Below are 21,794 nucleotides of genomic sequence, written 5' to 3'. Positions count from 1 at the left end.
TCAGCCCGCGCCGCCGTCGTCCTCGACCGGGGCTTCCTCGCCGAGCAGGTCGGCGGGATCGATACGGAACTCGAACGGTTCCCTCATGACGAAGGACGTCCCTGCCGCGGCGGCGGCAACAGGCCGGTACTCGCCATCGGTCAGCTCGAACAACGCGATGGTGGGAACCCGGTTCCGCAGATCGACCCGGAGGAAGTACGGAACGCCAGCGGCGGCGTACTCCCGCGGCCGGTCGATCACGTCCTTCCGGCGGTTCCCCGGCGACACGATCTCACCCAGCAACACGGCGTGGCCGATGTCCATCGTCGTGCGACCGCCACCCGGCACCCTGAGGATGACGATGTCCGGGATGAACAGGTCGTCCCCCGAAACGACGTTGGCCTCGAGGTAGAGCCACAGCTTCGCCCGACGGGCCGCCTGCTTGAGCAGGTAGGCCAGGTCGAGTTCGGCATCCTGGTGGTCATATCCGGCATGTGGTGTCACGATCACGCTTCCGCTCAGGACCTCGACCTTGGGACCGTTGGTCTCCGGCAACAGGTCGAGGGCGAGCTGGGCGGTCCACGGCTCGTCACGCCAGCGCAGCACGTCGAACGACGGCCCGATCGACTCGGACGCCGACCCGGGTGCCGGCTCCGGCGCGTATGCGGCCTGGGCCATCGGGCTCACCCCCTCAGCGGGACATCGTGCTACCGAACACCCTAGTCGCGCTGTCCCGCGGCCGGCGGATCGCACCGGTTGTCCGTCAGGGCGCGTCGGCGGCGGGAGCCGAGGGCCGCACCTGGTGGTCCGGCCGCAGTTCCGGCTCGGCGGGCGGTTCGGCCTGTCCGGCGGCGGGAACGGGGACGGCCGTACGGGTCGCGGGGCGGACCCGCTCGGTGAGCAGGTCGGCAAGCCGACGGTCCTGTTCCGGGGTGAGCGGGGCGCGCGGAATGTCCCAGGCGGTATGGCCACCTTCCTGCCAGAGCAGGTAGCAGAAAGGCCGCTCGGTGACCCGCGCGAAGTAGGTCCAGCGCACCCAGGACCGAAGGTCCGACGAGGCCCAGGCGAGGCCCTCGTCGTCGACCCGGTAGGTGAACGTCCGGTAGCTGGTGGCGGGCGCCCGCCTGGCCACCTGCCAGGGCAGCATCAGCGCCGTGAGCAGGAAGGTGCCGCCGACCCAGAGGCCGACCATGCCGCACAGGACAGCCCAACCCGGGTCGGCGGTGAACGCGCCGAAGCCGGCGCAGGCCGCCGACAGGCCGACGACGGCGCAGGTGATCCGCAGCCGGGTGGTCGTCGCGCGGGCGAGCCGGCGGGCGTACGCGCGGTCGCGCTGATACGTGAACTCGATCACCACGGGCGTCGACCCTAGCGTCCGACGACCATCCGGGACGCCCCGTCGACCCGGCAGCCGAGGCATGCCGTTGGCCACGAGAAGCGCGGCGTTCCAACGCACCTCAACCTCGTCATCGAACGCCTTCCCTTGAAGATCTTGGACGGTTAGCGCTCATGACGAACGGCAACTGTCCAAGATCTCCGGGGCGGCCGCGTGGTAGGCCACGGCGGCGTGGTCGGAGCGCCCAACGTTGTCGGCACACGCTGGCGACCGCGGAGTTCGCCGACCGGGCGCGGCTGCGCTCACGCGTGCTCAGCGAGTCGAGCCGAAGGATCCAGTGGTGGTGGCGTGGGTGAAGGCGGTCCAGGCGGCGGACGGGAAGGTGAGCGCCGGCCCCTGACGGTCCTTGCTGTCGCGTACGCCGACCACGCCCGGCAGGTTGGTGGCCACCTCGACGCAGGTGGAGCCGCCGTTGCCGCTGCGGGTGGACTTGCGCCAGACCGCGCCCGTCAGGTCCATGACTTCGCCAACTCCCGGACTAATTCTCGGGACGCCCGTCGGGGCAACGCTTCGCCGCGCACGGCCTCCCACTTGCGCTGAAGGGTATCAACGTCTTCGGGGTTGTCCGTCACCTGAGCGCGGAGCTGGTTGTCGAGGTGCGTCACCTCAGTGCCCTCGGCGGTCCGGGCCAAGATGAACGGCCCGGCGAGACCTGCGTGGGCACCCGCTTCGGACGGCACCACATGCAGATGCACGTGCGGCAACTCGGTCATCCGCAGCAGGTGCTCAAGCTGCTCCACCATCAGCGCCGGCTCGCCGACCGCTCGACGTAGGGCGAACTCGTCCACCAGCGCGATGAACTGGGGAGCTTTGTCCGTCGTCAGCACCGACTGGCGTTCCAGACGAGACGTCAGCCGTTGCTCGACCTCGGGGAGCCGGATGAGTCCGCCCCATTCGAGCACCGCGCGGGCGTACGCCTCGGTCTGCAACAGGCCGGGGACCAGCGACGGCTCGAACCAGCGGATCAGCGTCGCCTCCCGCTCCACGCTGATCCACTCCCGCAGCCACGGCGGTGCGGCGTCGGCGCGGACCAGGACGAGCAGGCGCTCGAACAGGCCGCCGGCCTCCAGCACCGCGTCGACCCGGGCGATGAAGTCCTGCGACGGGGTGCGGTGGCCGATCTCCACCATCCCCACCAGCGAGGAGGAGTAGCTGATCCGCTGGGCCAGCTCCTCCTGGCTGAGCCCCTTCGCCCGGCGGGCCCGGCGCAGCTCCGCGCCGAGGAACTCCAGCGTCGACATCCGGTCGTTGCCCATCACACCTCCACCACAGCCCGCCCGCCGGTCACCACAGCCGTGCCCGGTCACCACAGCCGTGCCACGGTGCCGTGCCCACCGGCACAGGCGGCGATGAGGGCTCGCGGCACCTTCCGACCGTAGTCACGTCCACAGCAGAGTGTGAGCAGGTGTGGCGAGGGGAGCAAGCCGATGGACCACCGTTTTCCGCTTGTCGGGCGAATAGTGACCGTGCTCGAGGCGGACTACTGCTACGGGGCCGGGCCGCTGCGGCTGCGGGTCACCCGGGAGCCCGCCGGGCTGGACCATGCCCAACTGGAGTGGGTGGAACTGACCGGCGTGGAGCTGCGGCCCGGCGGCACCGAGGCCGCCAGTGGCCGTACCCGGACCGCGCTGGTGCGGGTCGCGGCGCTGCGCCGGGGCGCGACGGGTGACCCGGGATGAGCGTCTCGCTCGCCGATCTGCGGCGGCACGTCGCGGCCCGGCCGACCTGGCTCTGCCGGGTGTGCGCCGCGCCGTGGCCCTGCCAACCGGCGAAGCTGGCCCTGCGCGCCGACTACGCCGACGACCGGCCCGGCCTGGCCGTCTACCTCTGCACGCTGCTGCACGACGCGGTGGCCGATCGGCTGCGGCTGCGGCCCGACGAGGTCGACCCGGCCGAGTTCTTCGCCCGGTTCATCGCCGTTCGGCACGAAATCCTCCGGCCGCCGGATACTGGAAGATGCCCGTCAGTCCACCGGCACGAACCGAGGCTCGTCACCCGGAAAATCGTCCGGGAACTGCGGCAGCCGCAGCGCGCCCCGCAGCAGGTCGAAAAGGATCGCCGTGGTGCTCTGATCCAGCACGGAAAAACTCAACGCCCCGGCCTCGACCACGATGGTCTGCCAACTCCCCGGAGGACCGACCGGCAGCCAGAGAAGCGAGTCGGCACCATCGGTCGTCGCCCATTGAATCAGCTCGGTGGCCGACACGCCGTGGTCCGCGAGCGTCGCGTGCAAGCCCGGATTCTGCTTCCTGCCCAGGATCTCGCGCATCGTCCGGGTCTGCTCGGCCAGGTCGAGATGGGGATTCCCGGAGCCCTCGGACAGCACCCAGAGGAAGTCGTCGAAGCAGCCCTGCCCGTACGTGGCGACCAGGCGGACATAGTCGTCCGGCAAAGCCACCCCGTACCCGCCACCGCCGGTGGTGCGAGGAGCCGGCGGTGGCGGGCAGAGCCGCTTCAAACAATCAAGTTCATCCACGCGTGGATGCTACATGTTGTCCATTTTCCTGCTGATGTTGAACCCGAAGTCGTCCACCGCTTCGATCAGCACATGGCTGGGCACGACACCGCCATTCTCGTACAACGGCGTGACCGACATGATGACCGTATTGCCGGTCTGCCGGACATGGGCGGCGATCATGTCCTCCACGTCCGAGATCGGCCCATTGTTCTGCGCTGCCGACTGGGTGACCAGGTTGCGGACGTCCCGGCCGTCACCGCCGAACTGGCGACCGATCAGGTGCCCCTTCGAGTGGCCCGCGGCCCCACCCTGGAAGCCCGCCGGCGCGTTGCGGGTCAGGCCCCGGCTGGTCCCGCTGCCGATCCGGCCGGCGGCCGCGTCGTCCAGCACCTGCGGGGTGATCTCCGCGTACGCCGCACCGGCCCGGCCGTTCTCCACCTCGCTGTAGGCGGTGTTGCCGCCACAGTTGTGCACCAGCACCGGCGTGCTGCTGGCCAGCACGTAGTAGGTGTGGATGTTCGCGACCGTGAGGTTGTGGACGGTGGCTCGCGGCGTGGTCCACCGCTCGACCGCCGCCACCTGGACGCGGGTACCGGCACTCGTCCGCAGCAGCTGGCCCGCCCGCAGGTCGGTGGCGTTGACCCACTCGCGGAGTTCGGGCACCCAGAACGGGTGACCGTCGGTCGCGACGACCTCAGCAGTCGCCGAGCCACGCGCACCATCGGTGTCGATGGTGACCCGCACCAGGTGCTTGACGCCCTCGCCCTTGATCGTCGCGGTGACGGTCTCCACCTCGGTACGGCCCGTCGCCGGGTCGGTGACCCGGACCTTGTCACCGGGCTTCACGTCCTCGATCCGCTTGGTGGAACCGTCGGCCATCAGGACCTTCGTACCGGGAACGAAGCTGTTGCCCGCCGTCTTGCAGCTGCCCCCCGCCTTGCCGGCGCCGCCGCCACCGGTGGCACCGCCCTGGCTGCGGGCGGAGGCACCCGAGGCGCCGCCCGGCTTGGCCGGCTTGCTGGCACCGCCCGACTTGCCCGCGCCGCTGGAGGCGGCGGCGGACCCTCTCGGGTTGGCCTTGGCCTGAGCCTGTTTGTGGACCGGGTTGCCCGTCTTCTTCTTGGCCTCGACGGCCCGTTGGCTCGTCGTCTTGAGCTTGTCGGCGGCCTTCTTCTTCGCCGCCTGGGCGGCCTTCTTCGCCCGCTCGATGGCCAGCTTCTTGGCGTTGATCGCCGCTCGTTCCGCCGCCTTGGCCGCCGCGAGGACCGCTTCGGCCGCCTTCTTCGCCACCCGCCAGGCCTGGATCGCGTCGATCACCCGGTTGACGGCCTTGATCACGGCAGGGATCTTGCCGAGTTTCGCCCAGGGGATCGCCCCGATGATGAGGCTGCCGCACGACCACATGTCACCGCCGAAGCAGTTGATCGCGTCGTTGATCCCGATGAACTCCTTGAGGACGTACCACGCCGAGTCGAGGATCACCGACACCAGCGAGCGCCCCATGGTCGACTGCGCCTGGGCGACCTGCGCGGCCGACAGGCCCGCGCCGGCCAGGGCCGCCGCCATCTCCGAGGCGTTCAGCGACACCGACAGCCCGGTCGGGTCGGTGAGCGTCACCGGGTTGTTGTGCGCGTAGGCGTATCCGTTGGACTGCCGCGGGTCCGCCAGGTCGAGAATCGGATCGGCCGAGAGGAACCGGCCCACCGCCGGGTCGTACAGCCGCGCGCCCAGCGGGGTGTAGCCGGAGGCGTCGTCCTGGGTGGCGCCCAGGAAGCCCTGGTGGGTCTGCAGGTTGCCACCGACCCGCGAGGCGCCCCGCTGGTTGCCGAACGGATCCTGCTTACGGATCCGGACGACGGACGTGCCGCTGAGGCCGACCTCCGCGTACGGGCTGCCCTGGTGATCGTCGGCGAGGGCGACCAACGTGGAACCGCTGGTGCCGTACGCGTAGCGCAGGATCGTGCCGCCCGGAACCGAGTAGGTGCGCTGGGTGTTGACCAGGGCACCGCCCTTCTGGACGGTGGCCTCCGCCTCGCCCAGATGCAACTTGGCCTGGCGGTTCTGGATGGTCAGCAGCCGGTTGCCGTCCGGGCCGTAGATGTGCCGGGTCTCGTTCTGCGCCTCCCACTGCTGCGCCGCCGCGGCGGCGTCACAGCTCACCAGCACGAGCGGCGTGCCGTCGGTCGTGCTGGCGTCCTTCACGGCGAGACACAGGCCGGAGCCGGTGTGCTTGAGCTGACCAGCGGCGGTGCGCTCCAGACGCTGACCGGTCGACCCGTTGCACTTCTGGATCTGCAACGCCGATCCGGCGGTGTTGGCGGTCGGCTGGACGCACCACTCGTCGTACACCGTCAGGGTGCCCAGGTTGGCGTTGGGCTGGTTCGGGGCCGGGGTGAAGGTCCACTTCTGCGCGATCGAGTCGTTGCAGCCGTACAGCTGGAGCGGCTGGCTGGCGACCGCCAGGCCGCCCTTCAGGTCGACGCACTTGTTTCCCAGGCCGACGTACGCGGTCCGACCCTTGCTGCCCTGCCCGCTGATCCGCTCGATCTGGCCGTCGTAGCTCCAGGACAGCGTCTGCTGGTCGCCGTTCTGCACCGACGTGACCGACTTCGTCTCGCCGGTCAGCTCGTAGAGCCGCTGCGCCTCGGCGGTGACCGCGGCACCCTCCGGGGTGACGTAGTTCTTGCTCACCTTGGTCAGCGTGCGCGGCTGGCTGCCGTCGGCCTTGCCGTACGAGTAGGTGGTGGTGGCGTCCTTGGCGGTGTCGCCGGTGAGGTCCTTCTCCACCAGCTTGCTGCGGTTGCCGAGCAGGTCGTACTCGTACTGCTGCCAGTAGCCGGCGCCGTCCGGACCGGCCGCCACGGTGGTACCGGCCGGGTCGGCCTGGCAGGACGCCTGGTCCTTGGCCGTCCAGGCCGTGGTCAGCTGGCCGACCGTGTCGTACCGGAAGCACTGCCGCTCCTCGATGCCGAGGGAGCGCTCACGGATCGAGGTGACGTTGCCCGCGTTGTCGTACCAGTAGGAGCGGTGCGAGACGAGGTTGCCGGAGACGATCGCCTTGTCACCGGTCTGCTCACGGTAGACCTGCTGGTCGGTGAGCGCGCCGCTGGCGTCGTCGTAGCTGGCCATGGTCCAGACCCGGTACGGCTGCGCGCCGAGGGTGGACCGCAGCACCTGACCGTACGGCGAGTAGACGGTCTCCGATCCGTACCAGTTGTTGCCGGAGACCGACAGCGGCAGGCCGTCCTTGGTGTAGCGGACCAGGATCTTCTCGGCGCCGAGGGAGCCGACGGCCGGCACGGTGACCGACTCGGGCACCCCCGTGTCGGTGTAGGTGTAGTCGTACCGGTACGAGGAGCGCAGGCCCCAGGTGTCGGCGATCGACTGCGGCAGGGTCAGCGTGGTGGACGTCGGCTGGTAGTCGTTGGTGTAGCCGCCGACGGTCTGGGTGTAGGGCAGGCCGTCGGTGTAGCGGGTGGCGCTCGCCGGCAGGCCCTTGCCCCCGGGAGCCGTGTCGTAGCGGAAGTCGGCCAGGACCGTGCCGGTGCTGCCGCCGAGCCGCTGCTGCACCGGGCGGGACAGCTCGTCGTAGCTGTTCCAGATGGTGACGTTGCGGGCGTTGGTGGCGGTCAGCTGGCGGTCCCGGTGGTCGTAGGTCGTCCGGGAGGTGCCGTTGTCCGGGTCGGTGGCCGTCTCCATCCGACCGCGCTGGTCGTAGGTCCAGGTCCAGGGGCGGGTCGGGTCGGCGGAGTGGGTGGCCTTCGCCAGCAGCCCCCGCGCCTCGTACTCGTAGCGCATCGAGGTGAACTCGCTGCGACCGGCGTCCTTGAAGGTGTCCACCCGGGTCGTGCGGCCCAGAGCGTCGGTGAACAGCCGGTAGGAGGCCGCGCCGGTCGGGTTGATCACCGACGAGTTGTCGGCCCCGTACGTGTAGGTGATGGCCCGCGCCGGCGTGTCGACCCCGCGCAGGACCGGCATCTCCTGGAGGACGCGACCCAGCCCGTCGTAGGTGTAGCGGGTGGCGTTCGGCACGGCCGTGTCCGCCAGCGGCGTGAACAGCGTGCCGACCGGGGAGCCCTCGGCGAAGTAGGCGTTGTTGGTCTGCCACACCTCACCCGAGCTGTTGTACAGCGTGTCGGTGATCAGCCGGCCGCCGCCGGTGGCCTCGTCCTGGCTCTGCCGCTCGCGGCCCAGACCGTCGTACAGCGTGACCGAGGTCTGGATCTTGTTGTCGTGGCCGCGGCTGAAGGTGGTGACGTAGGGCGGCTTGCCGACCGGGGTCGCGTACTCGGCCTTGAAGTCCGGCATCGCCGCGGTCGACGGGGTACGGCCGGGGGCCCAGCCCTCGACCAGGCGGCCCAGCGGGTCGAACTTCGCCTCGCTGACCCGGTTGTTGAGGTCGGTCGTCTTCACCGAGACGGCCCGGCCGGGGTCCAGCTCCTGGACCTGCTTGTGCCCGAGCGAGTTCTGCTCGGTGACGCTGAACGCCTGACCGGTGGACGGGGTGTATGTGATCGTCGAGGTCTTGCCGTCCGGGTCCGTCCCGGAGACGACCCGGCCGATGCTGTCGAAGCCGGTGGTGCCCTCGTTCTGGAAGCCCGAGCCGTCGCCCTTCAGCGACCAGGTCTGCGTGGCGAGGCCACGGGTCGTCGCGTCCAGGGCGGTGCCGTACGGCTGGCTGTCGTAGGCGACCCGGGTCGCCGAGCTGAGCGTCTTCAGGTTGTCGAAGGTGGCGGCGGTGCAGGTCGTCGGGCTGGTCCGGACCTGGCTGGTCAGACCGATGAGGTTCTTGTCGGTCCGGTGCTGGTACTCCAGGAAGGTGCAGGACTCGTCGCCGGCCTTGCCGGTGTCACCGAGCGACTCGATCTGCGTCGGCAGGCCGTACGTCGTCTCGAAGGTGGTCTTCGTCTCGACCGACCGCGACGTACGGGTGTCGTCGCCGGTGCCCGACGACTTCGTGTACGACACCTGGCGCGGCTCGGTGACCCGCCACGCCTCCAGCGGGCTCAGCCCGTCGTCGCGGGTGCGGCTGGCGAGCAGCTGTGCGGCCGGGAAGGTGACGCTGCGGGTGAGCCAGTTCGTGTCGGCGTCGTCCGCGTTGGCGTAGGTCAGCTCCTCGGCGACCCGACCGGCGAACGGCTCCCGGTCCTTGGCGATCTCGGCGCCGGTGACGTCCTTCATCGACACCGCGTCGCCCATGCCGCGGAAGTAGCGGGTGACGGCCTTGGTCCGCTTGCTGCCGATGGCCGGGTCGTCCGCGCCGGTGATGACGGTGGTCTGCTCGAAGCCGGCGAACTGCGACCAGGTGCGGGTGGACTTCTTGGTGAACTCCTGCTCGGCGAGCTTCCAGCCGGCCTTGGCGTAGGCGTACCGGGTGAGGGTGCTGAACGCGCCGTCCACGTTGGGCAGTTCCTCGACGGATTCCACCACGTACTTGTGGAACCAGTCGATCTGCTCGGCGTCCGGATCCGGGTGCCAGAAGGACGGGTAGCAGAGCCGGGTGTTGGCCTTCAGCTCGGCGGTGTCCTCCTTGCCGGGCAGGCCGGTGCCGCTGGCGCAGTCCCCCGTGGGCTGCTGGTAGGTGATGACGGTCTCGCCGCCGTACTCGTTGATGACCCGGGCGATGCGCAGCCGGGAGAAGCCGGGGCGGTGGTCCCGCTTGACGCGGTTCGGCATGTCCTCGACGTTCGGCTCGAAGCGCACCGGGTTGAGGGTGACCTTCGCGTCGGTGGTGCCGTTGCGGCCGTAGCCGGTCCGGGTGACCGACTCCAGCCAGAGCGCCGTGTTCGGGCCGGTCCGCAGGATCGGGAAGGACTGCTTGAGCTGGTACTCGTCGACCACCTGGCGGGCGGTGGTGTCGGTGCGCCGCTGGGCCGACGTGCTGATCTTGTCGAGCCGCTTACGGCTGAAGAACGACGGCCCGGCGTTCCAGCACTTCTTGCCGGACTCGCAGCGCAGGTCGGCCGGGGTGTCGTACCAGATGCGGTACTTGCCGGGGTCCTTGGCGGCGAAGTTCGCGTCGGTGCAGGCGAGGCCGCCCTCGGCGTAGCACCGCTCGGCCACCTCGAAGCGGACCCGGGCCGGCGCCTCGGCCGAGAACAGGCTGTCCCGCCGCTGGCCGTAGTCGATCCGGGTGAGGTAGCCGGCCCGGTCGTACTCGACCGGCGCCTTGAAGTTGAAGTTCTTGGCGTACCAGTTCTTCTCCTTGGCCCACCAGAAGCTCATGGCGTTGCCATGGATGTCCTCGACGTAGTCGAGCGACCAGCGCCAGCCCTGGGTGCAGGAGGACGTCTTCCACTTGTCCGTGCCGGTGCCCTGGTAGCAGGGCTCGTCCGGGTGGTTGCCGTACACCGGCACGGTGAGCACCGAGTTGGTGACCGGGTCGTCGGCGGCGGAGCCGTTGTCCGACCAGCCCGGCAGGCGGTTCAGGCCGAAGTGGTACTTGGTGCCGTCCCGGGTGGTCACCACCCAGTACTCGCCGTCCGCGTCGCCGTTGGCCAGCGCGGTGTTCTTCTTCAACTCGACCGTGGAGCCGTCGCCGTTGGCGGTGAACCAGCTCTGCTTGCTCTTGTCCCAGACCAGCTCGGTGGTCATCCCGGCCAGCGACAGGGTCGCGTTGTCCGAGCCCCAGCAGAGGTCGGCGGTGCGGTGGTCCTTGTTGTTGGCGCCGGTCTTCTTGGAGTCCTGCCGGCAGTTCGCGTAGCTGCGGGTGATCGCGCCGGCGTTGTAGTCCCAGCCCTCGCCGATCCAGGAGGCCTGGTTGTTGGTGGCGGAGGTGCGGCCGTCGGCGGACTGCGAGGAGTACGCCAGGGCCACCTTCGGCATCAGGCCACCGGCGGTTTCCGGCACCTGCACCTGGTACGAGTAGGTGAACGCGCCGGACGAGGCGCCGGCCGCCCAGGAACCCGAGGAGAGCAGCGGGGTGGCGGTGAAGTCGCCGCCCGTGGAGGCGCCGGTGTCCAGCACGCCGACGACGCTGGGGTCGGTCGCCGCCGCGCCGAGCGACCGGGCCGCGGTCTCGCCCTGGCCGGTGAGCAGCGGGCCGACGGGCACGGTGCTGGTGATGACCCGCCGGGTCGGCTCGTCGCCGCCGGCGGCGGCGCGGAAGCCGGCCTCCTTGCCGGGCAGCAGCTCCACGTCGCTGGTCAGCGTCCGCAGCGGCGCGGGCGGTTCCTCCCCGCCGTCCGGGGCGCAGTCGCCGGTGTCGGGCGAGTCGTAGACGCAGTTGGGCAGCAGCACCGCGCCGAAGCGGTCGGCGGCCTGCGGGCCGTACAGGTCGACGAAGGGCGTGGAGTCCACGCTGAGCGCGACCTCGGCCGCCGGGTCGGCGGTGGCCGGCGGGGTGATCTTCATGATCAGGCCGGCGACGCCGGCGTCCTGGGACGCCTCGGGGGCGGCCAGGTCGACGCTCCAGGTGCCGGCGAGGGCGGCCGGGTCGGCGCCCTCGGGCACCCCGAGGGCCACCGGCAGGTCGTCGACCGGCACGGAGGCGCCCGCCTCGACGCCGGTCAGGTCGACCACGCCGCTGTCCTGCTGCCACGGGGTGACGGCCTGCGGCTCGTACGGCTCGACCGGGACCTCGTCCGCGGTGGTCAGGTTCTTCTCGCCGCTCTCGTCCTCACCGACCTGCTCGCTGGCGGGGACGTCCGGGAGGGTGAGGGTGAGCCCTTCGCGGCTCATGCCCGCGCCGGGGACCGCCCACGCGGGCACCGGCAGCATCGTGGCGACCAGGGTGGTGGACAGGGCCAGTGTCATGGCCGTACGGGCGCGACGCCGCCGGACACGGCGACCGGGCTCTGTCGGGTTCCCCCGGCCAGGCCACCGCCGGGACAGCAAACCGGTACCAGGCATACGCGTCGACTCCCACCCAGCGCGAGAACGAAAAAAGGGCGCGGTAAACCGCAGCAGGACACGCGCCGATACGGCACGTGCGTGAGCACTCTGCGTCAGGAGGAGCCGCCACTCAAGGGCACGGAGGGTGACAAGATGGTCATCGAAGTGACCTCTATCACTGTCTCTTTGGGGTAAGAAGCCGTCACATCGCCAGCGTTGCCACCAAAGGCTCGGATCCCGGCATGTCCGTCATGCGGCGTGGCCAAATCCGGACGCATGATCAATTTCCGGCACCACATCGGACGGTCACGCTCCGCGCATAACGGATTCATAACGGTCACGGGACGACGCGAACCGCTGGCGGCGTGCGATCGTGTGCCCGCGTTCTGCCCCTCGGCCCCGCCGACCGGGGCCGTTCGTTGTCGCCCTTCCCTGTCCCCTGGCCCCCACGGGAGTGGACCGCCGTGACCGTGCCTCGCCTGCTCAGCCCCTTCGTACGCACGCGCACCAGGCTGACCCTCACCCTGGGCCTCGCACTGGCCGCCCTCGTCGCCGCCCCGTTGCCCTGGTGGCTCGGGCCGGACGAGCCGCAGGAGGCGGCCACCGCCGCCGCGCCGGCGCCCACCGGACCGCGAGACGAGGTGGTCGCGGTGGCCGACGCCCGCCGGACCGGCAAGGAGGTGCTGGTGGAGACCGCCACCACCGCCACCTCGCAGACCTGGGCGCTGCCCGACGGCCAGCTGCGCACCACCTTCCACGCCGCGCCCCGCCGGGTGCGGGACGCCGCCGGCCGGTGGACGGACATCGACACCAGGCTGACCCGGACCGGGGGCGGCGACCTCGGCGTCCGCCCGGCCAACCCGCCCACCCCGGTCCGCTTCTCCGGCGGCAGCAAGGGCGAGGACAGCGTGCTGGCCGAGATCGACGTCGACGGCCACACCATCGCGTACGTCTGGCCCGGCCCGCTGCCGGAGCCGGTGCTCGACGGCCCGCGCGCGCTCTACCCCGACGTACGCTCCGGAGTGGACCTGCTCGTGGTCGCCCGCGAGGCCGGTGGCTTCGCCCAGCTGCTGATCGTCAAGGACCGGTCGGCCGGCACCCTGGCGGCGGTGCGCACCCTCGGCTACGGCCTGCGCTCGGCGACGCTGGTCTTCCGGCACGACCCGGACACCGGCGGGGTCCGGGCCCTGGACCGTGCCGGCAAGGAGATCAGCTCGATCCCCACCCCGTTCGGCTGGGACTCCTCCGGCCGGGACCCGGACGCCGAGCCCGGCAGCGCCCCCCGCACCGCGGTGGGCACCGCGGCGGACGTGCTGAAGCTCTCCGGTCTCAGCGGCATCGAGCCGGGCGCCCACCAGGCGCCCATCCCCACCCGCCTCGACCGGGACGGCACCGGCGACGTGCTGCTACGCCTGGACGCCACCGCCAGCGGGCTGCTCACCCGCGCCGACGTGCGCTTCCCCGTCTTCCTGGACCCGACCCTCACCACCGGCGAATCGGCGTGGACCTTCGCCTACAAGCCGTACCCCAACAGCAACTACTGGAACGGCACCAACTTCAACGGCGGCACCTCCGACGCCCGGGTGGGCTACGAGTCCGACACCGGCGGCACGTCCCGCGCCTTCTGGCGGATGGGCTACAGCAGCAGCCTCAAGGGCGCCACGATCAGCTCGGCCAGCTTCAAGGTGCTGAACAACTACTCCTGGTCCTGCTCCGGCCGCGAGATCCAGCTCTGGCTCACCGGCGCCATCTCCACCGGCACCACCTGGAACAAGCAGCCGAGCTGGACCAAGGAGCAGCAGCGCAAGAGCTTCGCGTACGGCTACAGCAGCAGCTGCGCCGACGACTACGTGAGCTTCAACGTGCTCAACGCCGCCCAGCAGGGCGCGGACAACGGCTGGTCGAGCGTCACCCTCGGCATGCGCGCCACCAGTGAGACCGACAAGTACACCTGGCGCAAGTTCCGGGCCACCTCCGCCGAGCTCTCCGTCACCTACAACCGGCCGCCGAAGGAGCCGACCGGCGGCACCACCACGCCCGGTGGCGCGTGCGTGCCCGGCCCCGGCAACGGGGTGACGATCGCCAAGACGAACATCGTGCTGACGGCGACCGGCAGCGACCCCGACGGCAACCTGAAGGGCCTGCGCTTCCGCTGGTGGAAGACCGGCGGCACGGTGCCGGCGGGCACCCTGGTCACCAGCCTGAGCAGCGGCAAGGGCACCGTGACCATCCCGTCCACCACCCTGGAGGACAAGGCCACCTACTCGTGGGACGTGCGCTCCGAGGACTCCGGCGGCGAGGTGTCGACGTACTTCCCGCCGGGGACCGAGCCGTGCCGGTTCACCATCGACGCCTCCGCCCCGCCCGCGCCGGAGGTCACCAGCGACGTGTTCAAGCAGGCCACCCCGGACGGCGCCACCTGGGCCACGGTGAAGTTCGGCCAGAAGGGCCCGATCACCTTCACCGCCACCGGGGCGGCCAAGTTCAGCTACGCCTTCGAGGGCATCGGCACCAAGGAGGTGACCGCCAGCGGCGGCACCGCCACGGTGACCGACCTGGCGCCACGGCACGCCGGCCCCACCACCCTGCACGTGTACGCGTACGACACGGTGGGCAACCGCAGCGCCCGTACCGATTACTCCTTCTACATGCCGCCGAGGGACGCGGCGGACAGCCCCGGTGACACCGGCGGCGACGCCATCCCCGACCTGCTGCTCATCGACACCAGCGGCCGGCTGCGCAACTACGCCGGCGACGTGGACGGCGAACTGTACGGCTGGCAGTACGCCTCCTACGACGACAAGGGCGCGCTCAACCCGGCGGGCCACTGGTACGACGCGGCCAGCGGCAAGTCGGCACTGATCGCCAAGTACGGCGACGCGTACCCGGGCGACGGCTCGACCGACCTGTTCGCCCGCACCCCGGACGGCGGGTTCTGGCTCTACCCCGGTGACGGGTACGGCAGCTTCAACGTCGACAAGCGGCTGCGGGTGCTGCTGCCGGCCAACGCCCCCGCCCCGGACACCTGGACGCAGCTCAAGGCGGTCGGCGACATCACCGGCGACAAGCTGCCCGACCTGGTGCTGCGGGCCGGCACCGCGTTCTGGACGCTGAGCGGCTACACCGGGGCGAGCTTCCAGGAGGCCACCCTGATGGAGGGCACCGCCTGGGCCCGCCGGGAGATCCTCAACGTGGCGGACATCGACCTGGACGGCACCCCGGACCTGCTCTGGCGGAACCTGGACGCCGGCACCATGTACGTCCGCCACGGTAAGCCGGGCACCGCCGCGGGCAGCGTGAACCTGGACTCGCTCAAGTCGGCCGCCGCCTCCCGCAGCGGGGACGTCTCCTATGGCACGAACTGGACGGAGACCAACATCAGCGCCGTCATCGGCATCCCCGACGTGAACGGGGACCGGGTCCCGGACATGTGGGCCCGCAAGGGGGCGGACGGCACGATGGTGATCTACCACCCGTCCACCACCAACACCAACGCGCCGGTGAAGACCGTGCTGGGCGACAACTGGAGCGGGGTCAAGGCCTTCGGCTGACGAACTTCCCCGATCGAGGACGGGCCCGAGCAGGCGACTGCTCGGGCCCGTCCCTTTTCAGGTCCGGCGGGCCGGTCAGGCCGGCCGGCGGCGGACGAAGGTCTCCAGCAACTCGCCGCCGTACCAGTCGGTGCGCTGGCCCACGTGCGTCATGCCGATGCGCCGGGCGACCGCCATCGACGGCTCGTTGCCCGGCGGCACCACCGCGAAGACCTGGGCGGTGCCGGTGGCCAGCTCGCGCTCCACCGCCGCCCGGGCCGCCTCGGTGGCGTACCCGTGGCCCCACGAGTCCGGATGCAGGTGCCAGCCCACCTCGATGTCGTCGGTCAACACCGCCTCGTCCCGGCCAGGCATCGGCTTGAGCAGCAGCGAGCCGATCACCGGCCCGCCGCCGCGCGGCTCGATCGCCCAGGTGCCGTACCGGTCGCCGTGCTCGGCGTGCCGGGCCCGCCACATCGCCACCCGCTCGGCCGCCTGCTCCGGGGCGGTCAGCGGCAGGCCGGGCGCGTTCAACCAGCGGGTGATCTCCGTGCGGGAGTAGATGTCGTAGAGCCGGGCCAGGTCGGCCGGGGATTCGGTCCAGTCGCGCAGCAGCAGCCGGTCGGTGGTGAGGACGGTCATGAGGCGCGATCGTAATGCGTACCGGGTCACCGCGTGGGGAAGAAGATCGCGATGGGTGCGGGGTGGCAGCGGGCGAAGCGGATCGCCAGGGGCGCGTTCCGGCCGGTAAGCGGTCGGGATGTGTCGCTGCACGCCGCCGCGATCACCTTCTACGGGGGGATCGCCGTGGTGCCGGTGGCCCTGCTCGCCATCTGGCTGACCGGGCTGCTCGCCAGCGACGACCGGGTCCGCCGGCTCACCTCGTACGCGATCGACACCCTGCCCGCCGACATCGGCGCCAACCGGGCGGTCGCCGCGCTGGTCGAGGCCGGCCTGGACCTGACCCCGCTGCTGGCGCTGGCGTCGCTGCTGCCCGCCTCGCTGTACGGCGAGGGCCTGCGCCGGGCGTTCGTCTCGGTGGCCCTGCCCGGCGGCACGGACGAGTCGCTGGTCGGCTGGCGGGGCCGGCTGCTGCTGCTCCCGCTGCTCGCCCCGGCCCCCGCGCTGCTGCTGTCGATCCTGATCGCGCTGCCGCTGACCACCCGGCTGGTCCGCGAGGGTGGTTTGATCGGCGCGCTCGGCGTCGTGCTGTCCTTCCTCGGGGTGTGGCTGGTGCTCACCCCGGTGCTGATGTGGGTGTTCCGGGTGGTCGGGCCGGCCTCCCCGGACTGGCTGTCCACGCTGGCGCTCGGGTCGTTCACGGCGGCGAACCTCGCCGGCTTCCTGCACGGTTTCGTGCTGTTCTGCTCGCTCCCCCTCGACCTGGGCGTCCCGTTCGGGGGGTTCGGCGCGGTCGGCGCCGGGGTGGCCGTCCTGCTCTGGCTCTACCTCTTCCACGTGATCGTCCTGGCCGGCTACTCGGCCACGCTGGCGCTGAGCCGGTGGCGGGCCGCCCGGGCGGCAGGCCGCCCCTGACCGGCCCGCCGTCAGAGGCGTTCCACGTACCCCTTCGCCTCGGCCAGCGACCAGTTCGTGTGCTCCCGCACCAGCTTGATCGCCTGGATCTTCCGCCCGCCGTGGGCGAGCCGGGCCGCCTCGGCCCGCACCCCGTCGTCGACGTCGGCTCCGGGCGGCGCGGACCCGGGTGACCAGCTGCCGCCCGCGGCCAGCAGGTCGACCACCCGCTTCGCCTCCAGCAGTGGCAGCCCGGTCTGCTGGCGCAGCACCTTGACCGCCTCGACCGTGCGCCGCTCCCCGACCAGCCGGAGGACCTCGGCCTGCCCGCCCTCGGCGGACCGACCCGGCGCACCCAGTTCCCGCGGCCGCCCCGTGGCCCGCCCGAGCACGACCACCAGCAGCACCACCACGACAACCGCCACCCCAAGGGCGACCTGAACACCCGCCGACATGCCGCCCACCGTAACCCACCGTCCCTCCCCCCGACCCAACCCGTTGATCATGAAGTTTGCGGCCGAGAGAGCGCTCCCCACCCCCGCTAACTTCATGATCGACAGGTCGGGGCGCCGGAGGCGGTTGGGGAAGGCACTGCGGGCAGTAGGGTGCGCGAGTATGAGCGAAGACGGTGGTGGGATGCCCGGGCGGGCCGACGTGGTGATCGTCGGATCGGGGCACAACGGGTTGGTGTCGGCGATCCTGCTGGCCCGGGCCGGGTTGGACGTGGTCGTGCTGGAGGCCGCCGACGTGATCGGCGGGGCGACCCGGACGGAGAACCCGTTCCCCAAGGTGCCGGGGCTGCGGCACTCCACCGGGTCGTACCTGCTCGGGCTGATGCCGCCGGAACTGCTCGCCACGCTCGACGTGACCATTCCGGTGCTGCGCCGCGACCCGCACTACTTCCTGCCCACCCCGGGCGGGCCCGGCTCGCCGTACCTGCTCTTCGGCAGCGACAGCGCCGCCACCCGGCGGCAGCTCACCGAGATGTTCTCCCCCGCCGACGTGGCCGCCGACGACGCGCTCCAGGCCGAGCTGGCCCAGCTCCGCGCGGACCTGGCGCCGGCCTGGCTGGCCGAGCCGCTGCCGGTGGAGGAGACCGCCGAGCGGTACGTCCGCCCCGCACTGCGGCAGGTCTTCGTCGACCTGGTCCGCGGCTCGGTCGCCGATTACCTGGCCCGCTTCGACTTCCGCTCCGAGCTGCTGGTCAGCATGTACGCGGTCACTGACGGCCTCTCCGGCCTGAACGCCGGCCCGGACGACCCGGGCACCGGACACAACTTCCTGGTGCACAACATGTGCCGGCTGCCCGGCTCCGACGGCACCTGGATGATCGCGCGGGGTGGCATGGGCACCGTGTCCCGCACCTTCGCCGACGCCGCCCGTGCGGCCGGGGCCCGCATCCACACCGGTACGCCGGTCAGCGCGATCACCCTGGACGGCGGGGCCGCCGCCGGGGTGGTGCTCGCCGACGGGCGGGAGGTGGCCGCCTCCGTGGTGCTCGGGGCCTGCGACCCGTACCGGCTGATGGAGCTGGTGCCCGACGGCGCGCTGCCGGCCGAGCTGGGCGACCGGATGGCGGCGGTCCGCCGGCCCGGCACCACGCTCAAGCTCAACCTGGCGCTGACCGGGCTGCCCCGCTTCTCCTGCCTGCCGGCGGACGCGCCCAGCCCGTTCGGCTCCACCATCCACCTGCTGCCCGGGTCGGCCTCGCTGGTCGGCGCCGGCGGCGAGTCGCCGATGGCCGCGCTGCGCGCCATGTGGGCGGACGTGCAGGCCGGGCGACTGCCGGCGGAGCCGACCATCGAGTGGTACCTGCACACCACCGTCGACCCGTCACTGTCCGACGCGGCCGGGCACCACTCGTCGGCGCTGTTCGTGCAGTCGGTGCCGTACGAGCTGGCCGGCACCAGCTGGGACGAGGCGCTGCCCGGCTACGTCGAGCGGCTGGTTGCGATCTGCGAGCGGTACGCCCCGGGCACCGGGGACCTGATCGCCGACGCGGTGCCGCTGCCCCCGCCCGGCATCGAGGCGCACTTCGGCATCACCGGCGGGCACATCCACCACGTCGACAACACCGTCTCGTTCACCGACCGGATGCCGTACGCCACCGGGATCGACGGCGTGTACGCGGGCAGCGCCGGCTGCCACCCCGCCGGCAGCGTCATCGGCGCCGCCGGCCACAACGCCGCCCAGCGCATCCTCAGCGACCTCGGCCGTTGATCTCCTCGCTGGCCCCGGCGGCGAAACGGGGCAGGTCGCCGGGGCGGCGGATGAGGGAGAGGCCGACGAGCAGCAGGTAGAGCAGGAGGCTGAGGATCGGGTCGACGAAGACGAAGGCGAAGGCGATCAGGTAGAGCAGTGGGCGCAGCCGCAATCGCCAGGCGACCGCCCGCGCCAGCCGGGGATCCAACTCGGGATGGAGCAGGTGCCTGCGGCGCGCCCACCACCAGCTCAGGTTGAAAAAGAGCGACTCACCGAGCACGGTGCCGACGTAGAGGGCGGCGGTCAGCCGCTGCTCCGCCGGGCTGCGGCGCAGGTTGTCCGACAGCAGGTCGGCGGTGAACGGGATGGTGGCGACGAAGAGCAGCACGAGCAGGTTGAACACCAGCAGCAGCTGGTCGACCCGCACCACGTACCGCCACATGTTGTGGTGGCCGAGCCAGATCTGGCCGGCGATCCCGAAGGTGATCACGTACGCCAGGTAGGACGGCCAGGCGTGGGCGAGGGCGTCGGGAAGCTGCTTCCCGGGGTCCCGGGCCGGGCCGTTCTGGAGCAGTTCGACGGCCATCACCGTCAGCACGACCGCGAAGACGCCGTCGCTGAACGTCTCCACCCGGGAGGCGTCCCGGACCATCTCCCGGTCACGCCGGTACCGGTACTGCTTGCCTTCCGCGCCCGACTCCGTCACGCCGCCCCTCCTGACCTGATGGTCACCTGGCAGGGGCGGCGGGCGGGGCGAAACTCAGATGACCGCCTCCCCGGCGGGGGCCGGGGCGTCGGCGTCCGCGCGGTGGGCGCGGATCTTGTGGCCGACGCTGGTCAGGCAGCGCCCGCTGGGCAGGTCGAACTTCCAGCCGTGCAGCTGGCAGGTGAGCTGGTCGCCGTCGACGATGCCGAACCGGGTCAGGTCCGCCTTCAGGTGCGGGCAGCGCCGCTGCACCACCCAGCCCTCCAGCGAGATGTCCTCGGCGTCGACCGCCCGCTCGTTCTCGTCGTACCAGCCCTCCGCGTACTGGAGGCGCTCCTCGGAGAGGCACTTGAAGAAGGCGTAGACGAACTCGTTGTACTGGCCGATCCGGGCCGCGGAGAAGCGACAGGACAGGAAGAGCGAGTTGACCCAGTCCACCTCGTCGATGTGCAGCAGGTGCTCGATCAGCGCCCGCTCGGTACGGAACCGGTAGCGCACCTTCTCGTCCGCGTACGGCCGGACCTCCTTGCCCGGGAAGTCCACCACGATTGATTCGACGCTGTCGCCGTCGTAGCCAACCAGGTCGAAGCGGACCGGACCGCCGACCCCCTTGGCCAGATAGATCGACTCGTCCAGCAGCGGCTCGATCCGGCGCTTCATCTCGCCGAGCACGTCCACCTCGGGGTGCCGCCAGGACGCCTTCTCCGCCTCGATGATCGGCCGCTTGCGCTCCCGCATCTCCTCCAGGTGGGCCACCTTGTCGGCGAAGAACTCCTCGACCGGCACCGGGTGGGTGGTGGTCGCGCCCTCGGTGGTCACCTCGGCGACGCTCCCCGGCAGCAGCACGATGCCGTTGGTGCCGCCGACCTTCGCGTACTCGGCCAGGAACACCGACTGGTCGGGGAAGATGTTCCCCTCGTCGCCGAAGATGTCGTTGAACTGCCACAGCTCGTCGTCGAGGAAGCACGGCGGGCCGGCGATCGGGAAGACGTGGTCGGCCTTCAGGTCGTCGATGTAGCGCCAGGTGCGGTCGAACTGCCGGTCCCGCTTCTGCTTGCCGAACGCGGTCTTCGCCGCCTGCGGCAGCTCGTAGACCATCGGGTACCAGATCGCGCCGGAGAACTGCAGCATGTGCGCGTGCACGTGGCCCAGCTCGGCGAAGACGCTCAGGTCGGTCGGGCGGGCGTCGTTCTGGTTGAGCAGCCGGACGCCGTCGTACTCCACCCAGAGCGACGAGTCACCGATCGGGCCGTCGGTCGGGCTGGTCAGCGCCTGGATCATGATCTTCAGGCCGCCGGGCAGCTCCACCACCTGCTCGTTGGGCGCCTTGAGGAACTTCGTGAAGCCCAGCGCCCGCAGCTCGTCCTCCATCTCCGAGGTGGGGAACTCGGGCAGCAGGACGGTGGCGTCCTTCGAGATGAAGTCCCGCAGGTGCTTCGCGTCGAAGTGGTCCCGGTGCAGGTGCGACACGTACAGGTAGTCGACCTGACCCAGGGTCCCCCAGTCGAGCTGGGAGTTGTCCGGGAAGGGGAACCAGGACGCGAAGTAGGCGGGATTGACCCACGGGTCGCACAGGATGCTGCCCGCGGGCGTGTCGATCCGCATGCTGGCATGTCCCGTACCGGTCACTCGCACCGCAGTCCCCCTCAAAAAGACAATCAAGGTGTACGTCAAGACGCTACCGGAGGGAGTCTCGCCACCGCCCCGCGACGCCGGTAGTGCCGGTCTGCCCCGCCCGGAACAGGTCCAACGGCCGGTGTGGCCGGTCCGGCTCGACCCGCCTCGCGCGGCGTCCGGCGCCCGCCGGTCGTCGCTGGGTGCCGCCGGTCCGGACCCTGCGCCGGGCCGGCCACCGGACGTGCCAGACTAATCGGAGATCCGATCGCGAGGGAAGGACCGACAGTGGCAGGAAGCGAGCCGGTAACGGCGCCAGATCAGCACAAGCCGGGGCACCGGAAGTCCGGCCGGATCGGTGCGCTCGTCACGGCGGCGGCCTTGGTGCTGATGGCGCTCTGGGGCAACCACGAGGGCCGGGTCGAGGACATCTGGCTGATCGGCGTCGCCGCGCTGCTGGTGCTGATCGTCATCGGCGACGCGGTGCTGCGCCGCAACGGCCTGCGGTCCTGACCGGGCCGGGGCACGCCGAACCGGACACGCACGAGGGCCCACTCCCGC

The 21,794-nt window shown here is 71.1% G+C and carries 15 protein-coding genes; 5 read left to right on the top strand and 10 right to left on the bottom strand.

What is annotated here, in order from left to right; all coding sequences use genetic code 11:
* The 4 genes from AB0H57_RS00510 to AB0H57_RS00495 form a co-directional block, all read right to left on the bottom strand.
* Positions 1-585: a Uma2 family endonuclease gene (locus tag AB0H57_RS00510; RefSeq protein WP_357501328.1), complete on the bottom strand. Its 585-nt coding sequence runs from the start codon at positions 583-585 to the stop codon at positions 1-3.
* A gap of 157 nt (positions 586-742) precedes the next feature.
* The gene (locus AB0H57_RS00505; protein WP_357501327.1) at positions 743-1,336 is read right to left on the bottom strand and encodes a YcxB family protein; all 594 of its coding nucleotides are present in this window, start codon (positions 1,334-1,336) and stop codon (positions 743-745) included.
* A 291-nt stretch (positions 1,337-1,627) separates the two neighbouring features.
* Positions 1,628-1,834 carry a DUF397 domain-containing protein gene (locus AB0H57_RS00500; protein ID WP_357501326.1) on the bottom strand — a complete coding sequence of 69 codons (207 nt, stop codon included), beginning with the start codon at positions 1,832-1,834 and terminating at the stop codon, positions 1,628-1,630.
* The gene (locus tag AB0H57_RS00495; protein ID WP_357501325.1) at positions 1,825-2,631 is read right to left on the bottom strand and encodes a helix-turn-helix transcriptional regulator; all 807 of its coding nucleotides are present in this window, start codon (positions 2,629-2,631) and stop codon (positions 1,825-1,827) included. The genes AB0H57_RS00500 and AB0H57_RS00495 overlap by 10 nt, the downstream gene beginning before the upstream one ends.
* A 204-nt stretch (positions 2,632-2,835) precedes the next feature.
* Here AB0H57_RS00495 and AB0H57_RS00490 point away from each other — a divergent pair, with 204 nt between their 5' ends.
* Positions 2,836-3,054: a hypothetical protein gene (locus AB0H57_RS00490; RefSeq protein WP_357501324.1), complete on the top strand. Its 219-nt coding sequence runs from the start codon at positions 2,836-2,838 to the stop codon at positions 3,052-3,054.
* A 284-nt stretch (positions 3,055-3,338) separates the two neighbouring features.
* Here AB0H57_RS00490 and AB0H57_RS00485 read toward each other — a convergent pair whose 3' ends face one another.
* Together AB0H57_RS00485 and AB0H57_RS00480 are read right to left on the bottom strand one after the other, a co-directional pair.
* Positions 3,339-3,773 (bottom strand): hypothetical protein, encoded by a 435-nt coding sequence (locus AB0H57_RS00485; protein ID WP_357501323.1) that lies wholly within the window; start codon positions 3,771-3,773, stop codon positions 3,339-3,341.
* Between the two features lie 87 nt (positions 3,774-3,860).
* Positions 3,861-11,684: an RHS repeat-associated core domain-containing protein gene (locus AB0H57_RS00480; RefSeq protein WP_357501322.1), complete on the bottom strand. Its 7,824-nt coding sequence runs from the start codon at positions 11,682-11,684 to the stop codon at positions 3,861-3,863.
* A 446-nt stretch (positions 11,685-12,130) separates the two neighbouring features.
* On the opposite strand from AB0H57_RS00480, the gene AB0H57_RS00475 reads away from it, so the two are divergent.
* Positions 12,131-15,217, top strand: coding sequence for a DNRLRE domain-containing protein (locus tag AB0H57_RS00475; RefSeq protein ID WP_357501321.1), 3,087 nt, complete (start codon positions 12,131-12,133; stop codon positions 15,215-15,217).
* A 75-nt stretch (positions 15,218-15,292) separates the two neighbouring features.
* Here AB0H57_RS00475 and AB0H57_RS00470 read toward each other — a convergent pair whose 3' ends face one another.
* On the bottom strand, positions 15,293-15,838 hold the full coding sequence (locus tag AB0H57_RS00470) for a GNAT family N-acetyltransferase (protein WP_357501320.1): 546 nt from the start codon (positions 15,836-15,838) through the stop codon (positions 15,293-15,295).
* A 51-nt stretch (positions 15,839-15,889) separates the two neighbouring features.
* Here AB0H57_RS00470 and AB0H57_RS00465 point away from each other — a divergent pair, with 51 nt between their 5' ends.
* Positions 15,890-16,732 carry a YhjD/YihY/BrkB family envelope integrity protein gene (locus AB0H57_RS00465; protein WP_357501676.1) on the top strand — a complete coding sequence of 281 codons (843 nt, stop codon included), beginning with the start codon at positions 15,890-15,892 and terminating at the stop codon, positions 16,730-16,732.
* An 11-nt stretch (positions 16,733-16,743) separates the two neighbouring features.
* On the opposite strand, the gene AB0H57_RS00460 is transcribed toward AB0H57_RS00465, so the two are convergent.
* Positions 16,744-17,166: a 50S ribosomal protein L7/L12 gene (locus tag AB0H57_RS00460; RefSeq protein ID WP_357501319.1), complete on the bottom strand. Its 423-nt coding sequence runs from the start codon at positions 17,164-17,166 to the stop codon at positions 16,744-16,746.
* A gap of 160 nt (positions 17,167-17,326) precedes the next feature.
* On the opposite strand from AB0H57_RS00460, the gene AB0H57_RS00455 reads away from it, so the two are divergent.
* A complete protein-coding gene (locus tag AB0H57_RS00455; protein ID WP_357501318.1) occupies positions 17,327-18,931 on the top strand; it encodes an NAD(P)/FAD-dependent oxidoreductase in 1,605 nt (534 codons plus the stop codon).
* Here the strand turns inward: AB0H57_RS00455 and AB0H57_RS00450 are convergent.
* Both AB0H57_RS00450 and AB0H57_RS00445 read right to left on the bottom strand, forming a co-directional pair.
* Positions 18,912-19,565 (bottom strand): TMEM175 family protein, encoded by a 654-nt coding sequence (locus tag AB0H57_RS00450; protein WP_357501674.1) that lies wholly within the window; start codon positions 19,563-19,565, stop codon positions 18,912-18,914. The two genes, AB0H57_RS00455 and AB0H57_RS00450, sit on opposite strands and share 20 nt — an antisense overlap.
* A gap of 108 nt (positions 19,566-19,673) precedes the next feature.
* Positions 19,674-21,254, bottom strand: a complete 1,581-nt coding sequence (locus AB0H57_RS00445) for a Rieske 2Fe-2S domain-containing protein (RefSeq protein WP_357501317.1) — start codon at positions 21,252-21,254, stop codon at positions 19,674-19,676.
* Positions 21,255-21,521: 267 nt separating this feature from the next.
* Here AB0H57_RS00445 and AB0H57_RS00440 point away from each other — a divergent pair, with 267 nt between their 5' ends.
* Positions 21,522-21,746, top strand: a complete 225-nt coding sequence (locus AB0H57_RS00440; protein WP_357501316.1) for a DUF2631 domain-containing protein — start codon at positions 21,522-21,524, stop codon at positions 21,744-21,746.
* Positions 21,747-21,794: the final 48 nt, after the last annotated feature.

It is taken from the genome of Micromonospora sp. NPDC050686 (assembly GCF_040654475.1).
Classification (GTDB): Bacteria; Actinomycetota; Actinomycetes; order Mycobacteriales; family Micromonosporaceae; genus Micromonospora.
The sequence above is the reverse complement of the archived record's forward strand: the minus strand, read 5'-3'. Positions and strand labels throughout refer to the sequence as shown.

Bases quoted from the DNA above. Each gene is read 5' to 3' on its own strand.
- AB0H57_RS00470 (WP_357501320.1), bottom strand. From the start codon at position 15,838: ATGACCGTCCTCACCACCGACCGGCTGCTGCTGCGCGACTGGACCGAA.
- AB0H57_RS00495 (WP_357501325.1), bottom strand. From the start codon at position 2,631: ATGGGCAACGACCGGATGTCGACGCTGGAGTTCCTCGGCGCGGAGCTG.
- AB0H57_RS00455 (WP_357501318.1), top strand. From the start codon at position 17,327: ATGAGCGAAGACGGTGGTGGGATGCCCGGGCGGGCCGACGTGGTGATC.
- AB0H57_RS00450 (WP_357501674.1), bottom strand. From the start codon at position 19,565: ATGGTCCGGGACGCCTCCCGGGTGGAGACGTTCAGCGACGGCGTCTTC.
- AB0H57_RS00500 (WP_357501326.1), bottom strand. From the start codon at position 1,834: ATGGACCTGACGGGCGCGGTCTGGCGCAAGTCCACCCGCAGCGGCAAC.
- AB0H57_RS00465 (WP_357501676.1), top strand. From the start codon at position 15,890: ATGGGTGCGGGGTGGCAGCGGGCGAAGCGGATCGCCAGGGGCGCGTTC.
- AB0H57_RS00480 (WP_357501322.1), bottom strand. From the start codon at position 11,684: ATGCCTGGTACCGGTTTGCTGTCCCGGCGGTGGCCTGGCCGGGGGAAC.
- AB0H57_RS00460 (WP_357501319.1), bottom strand. From the start codon at position 17,166: ATGTCGGCGGGTGTTCAGGTCGCCCTTGGGGTGGCGGTTGTCGTGGTG.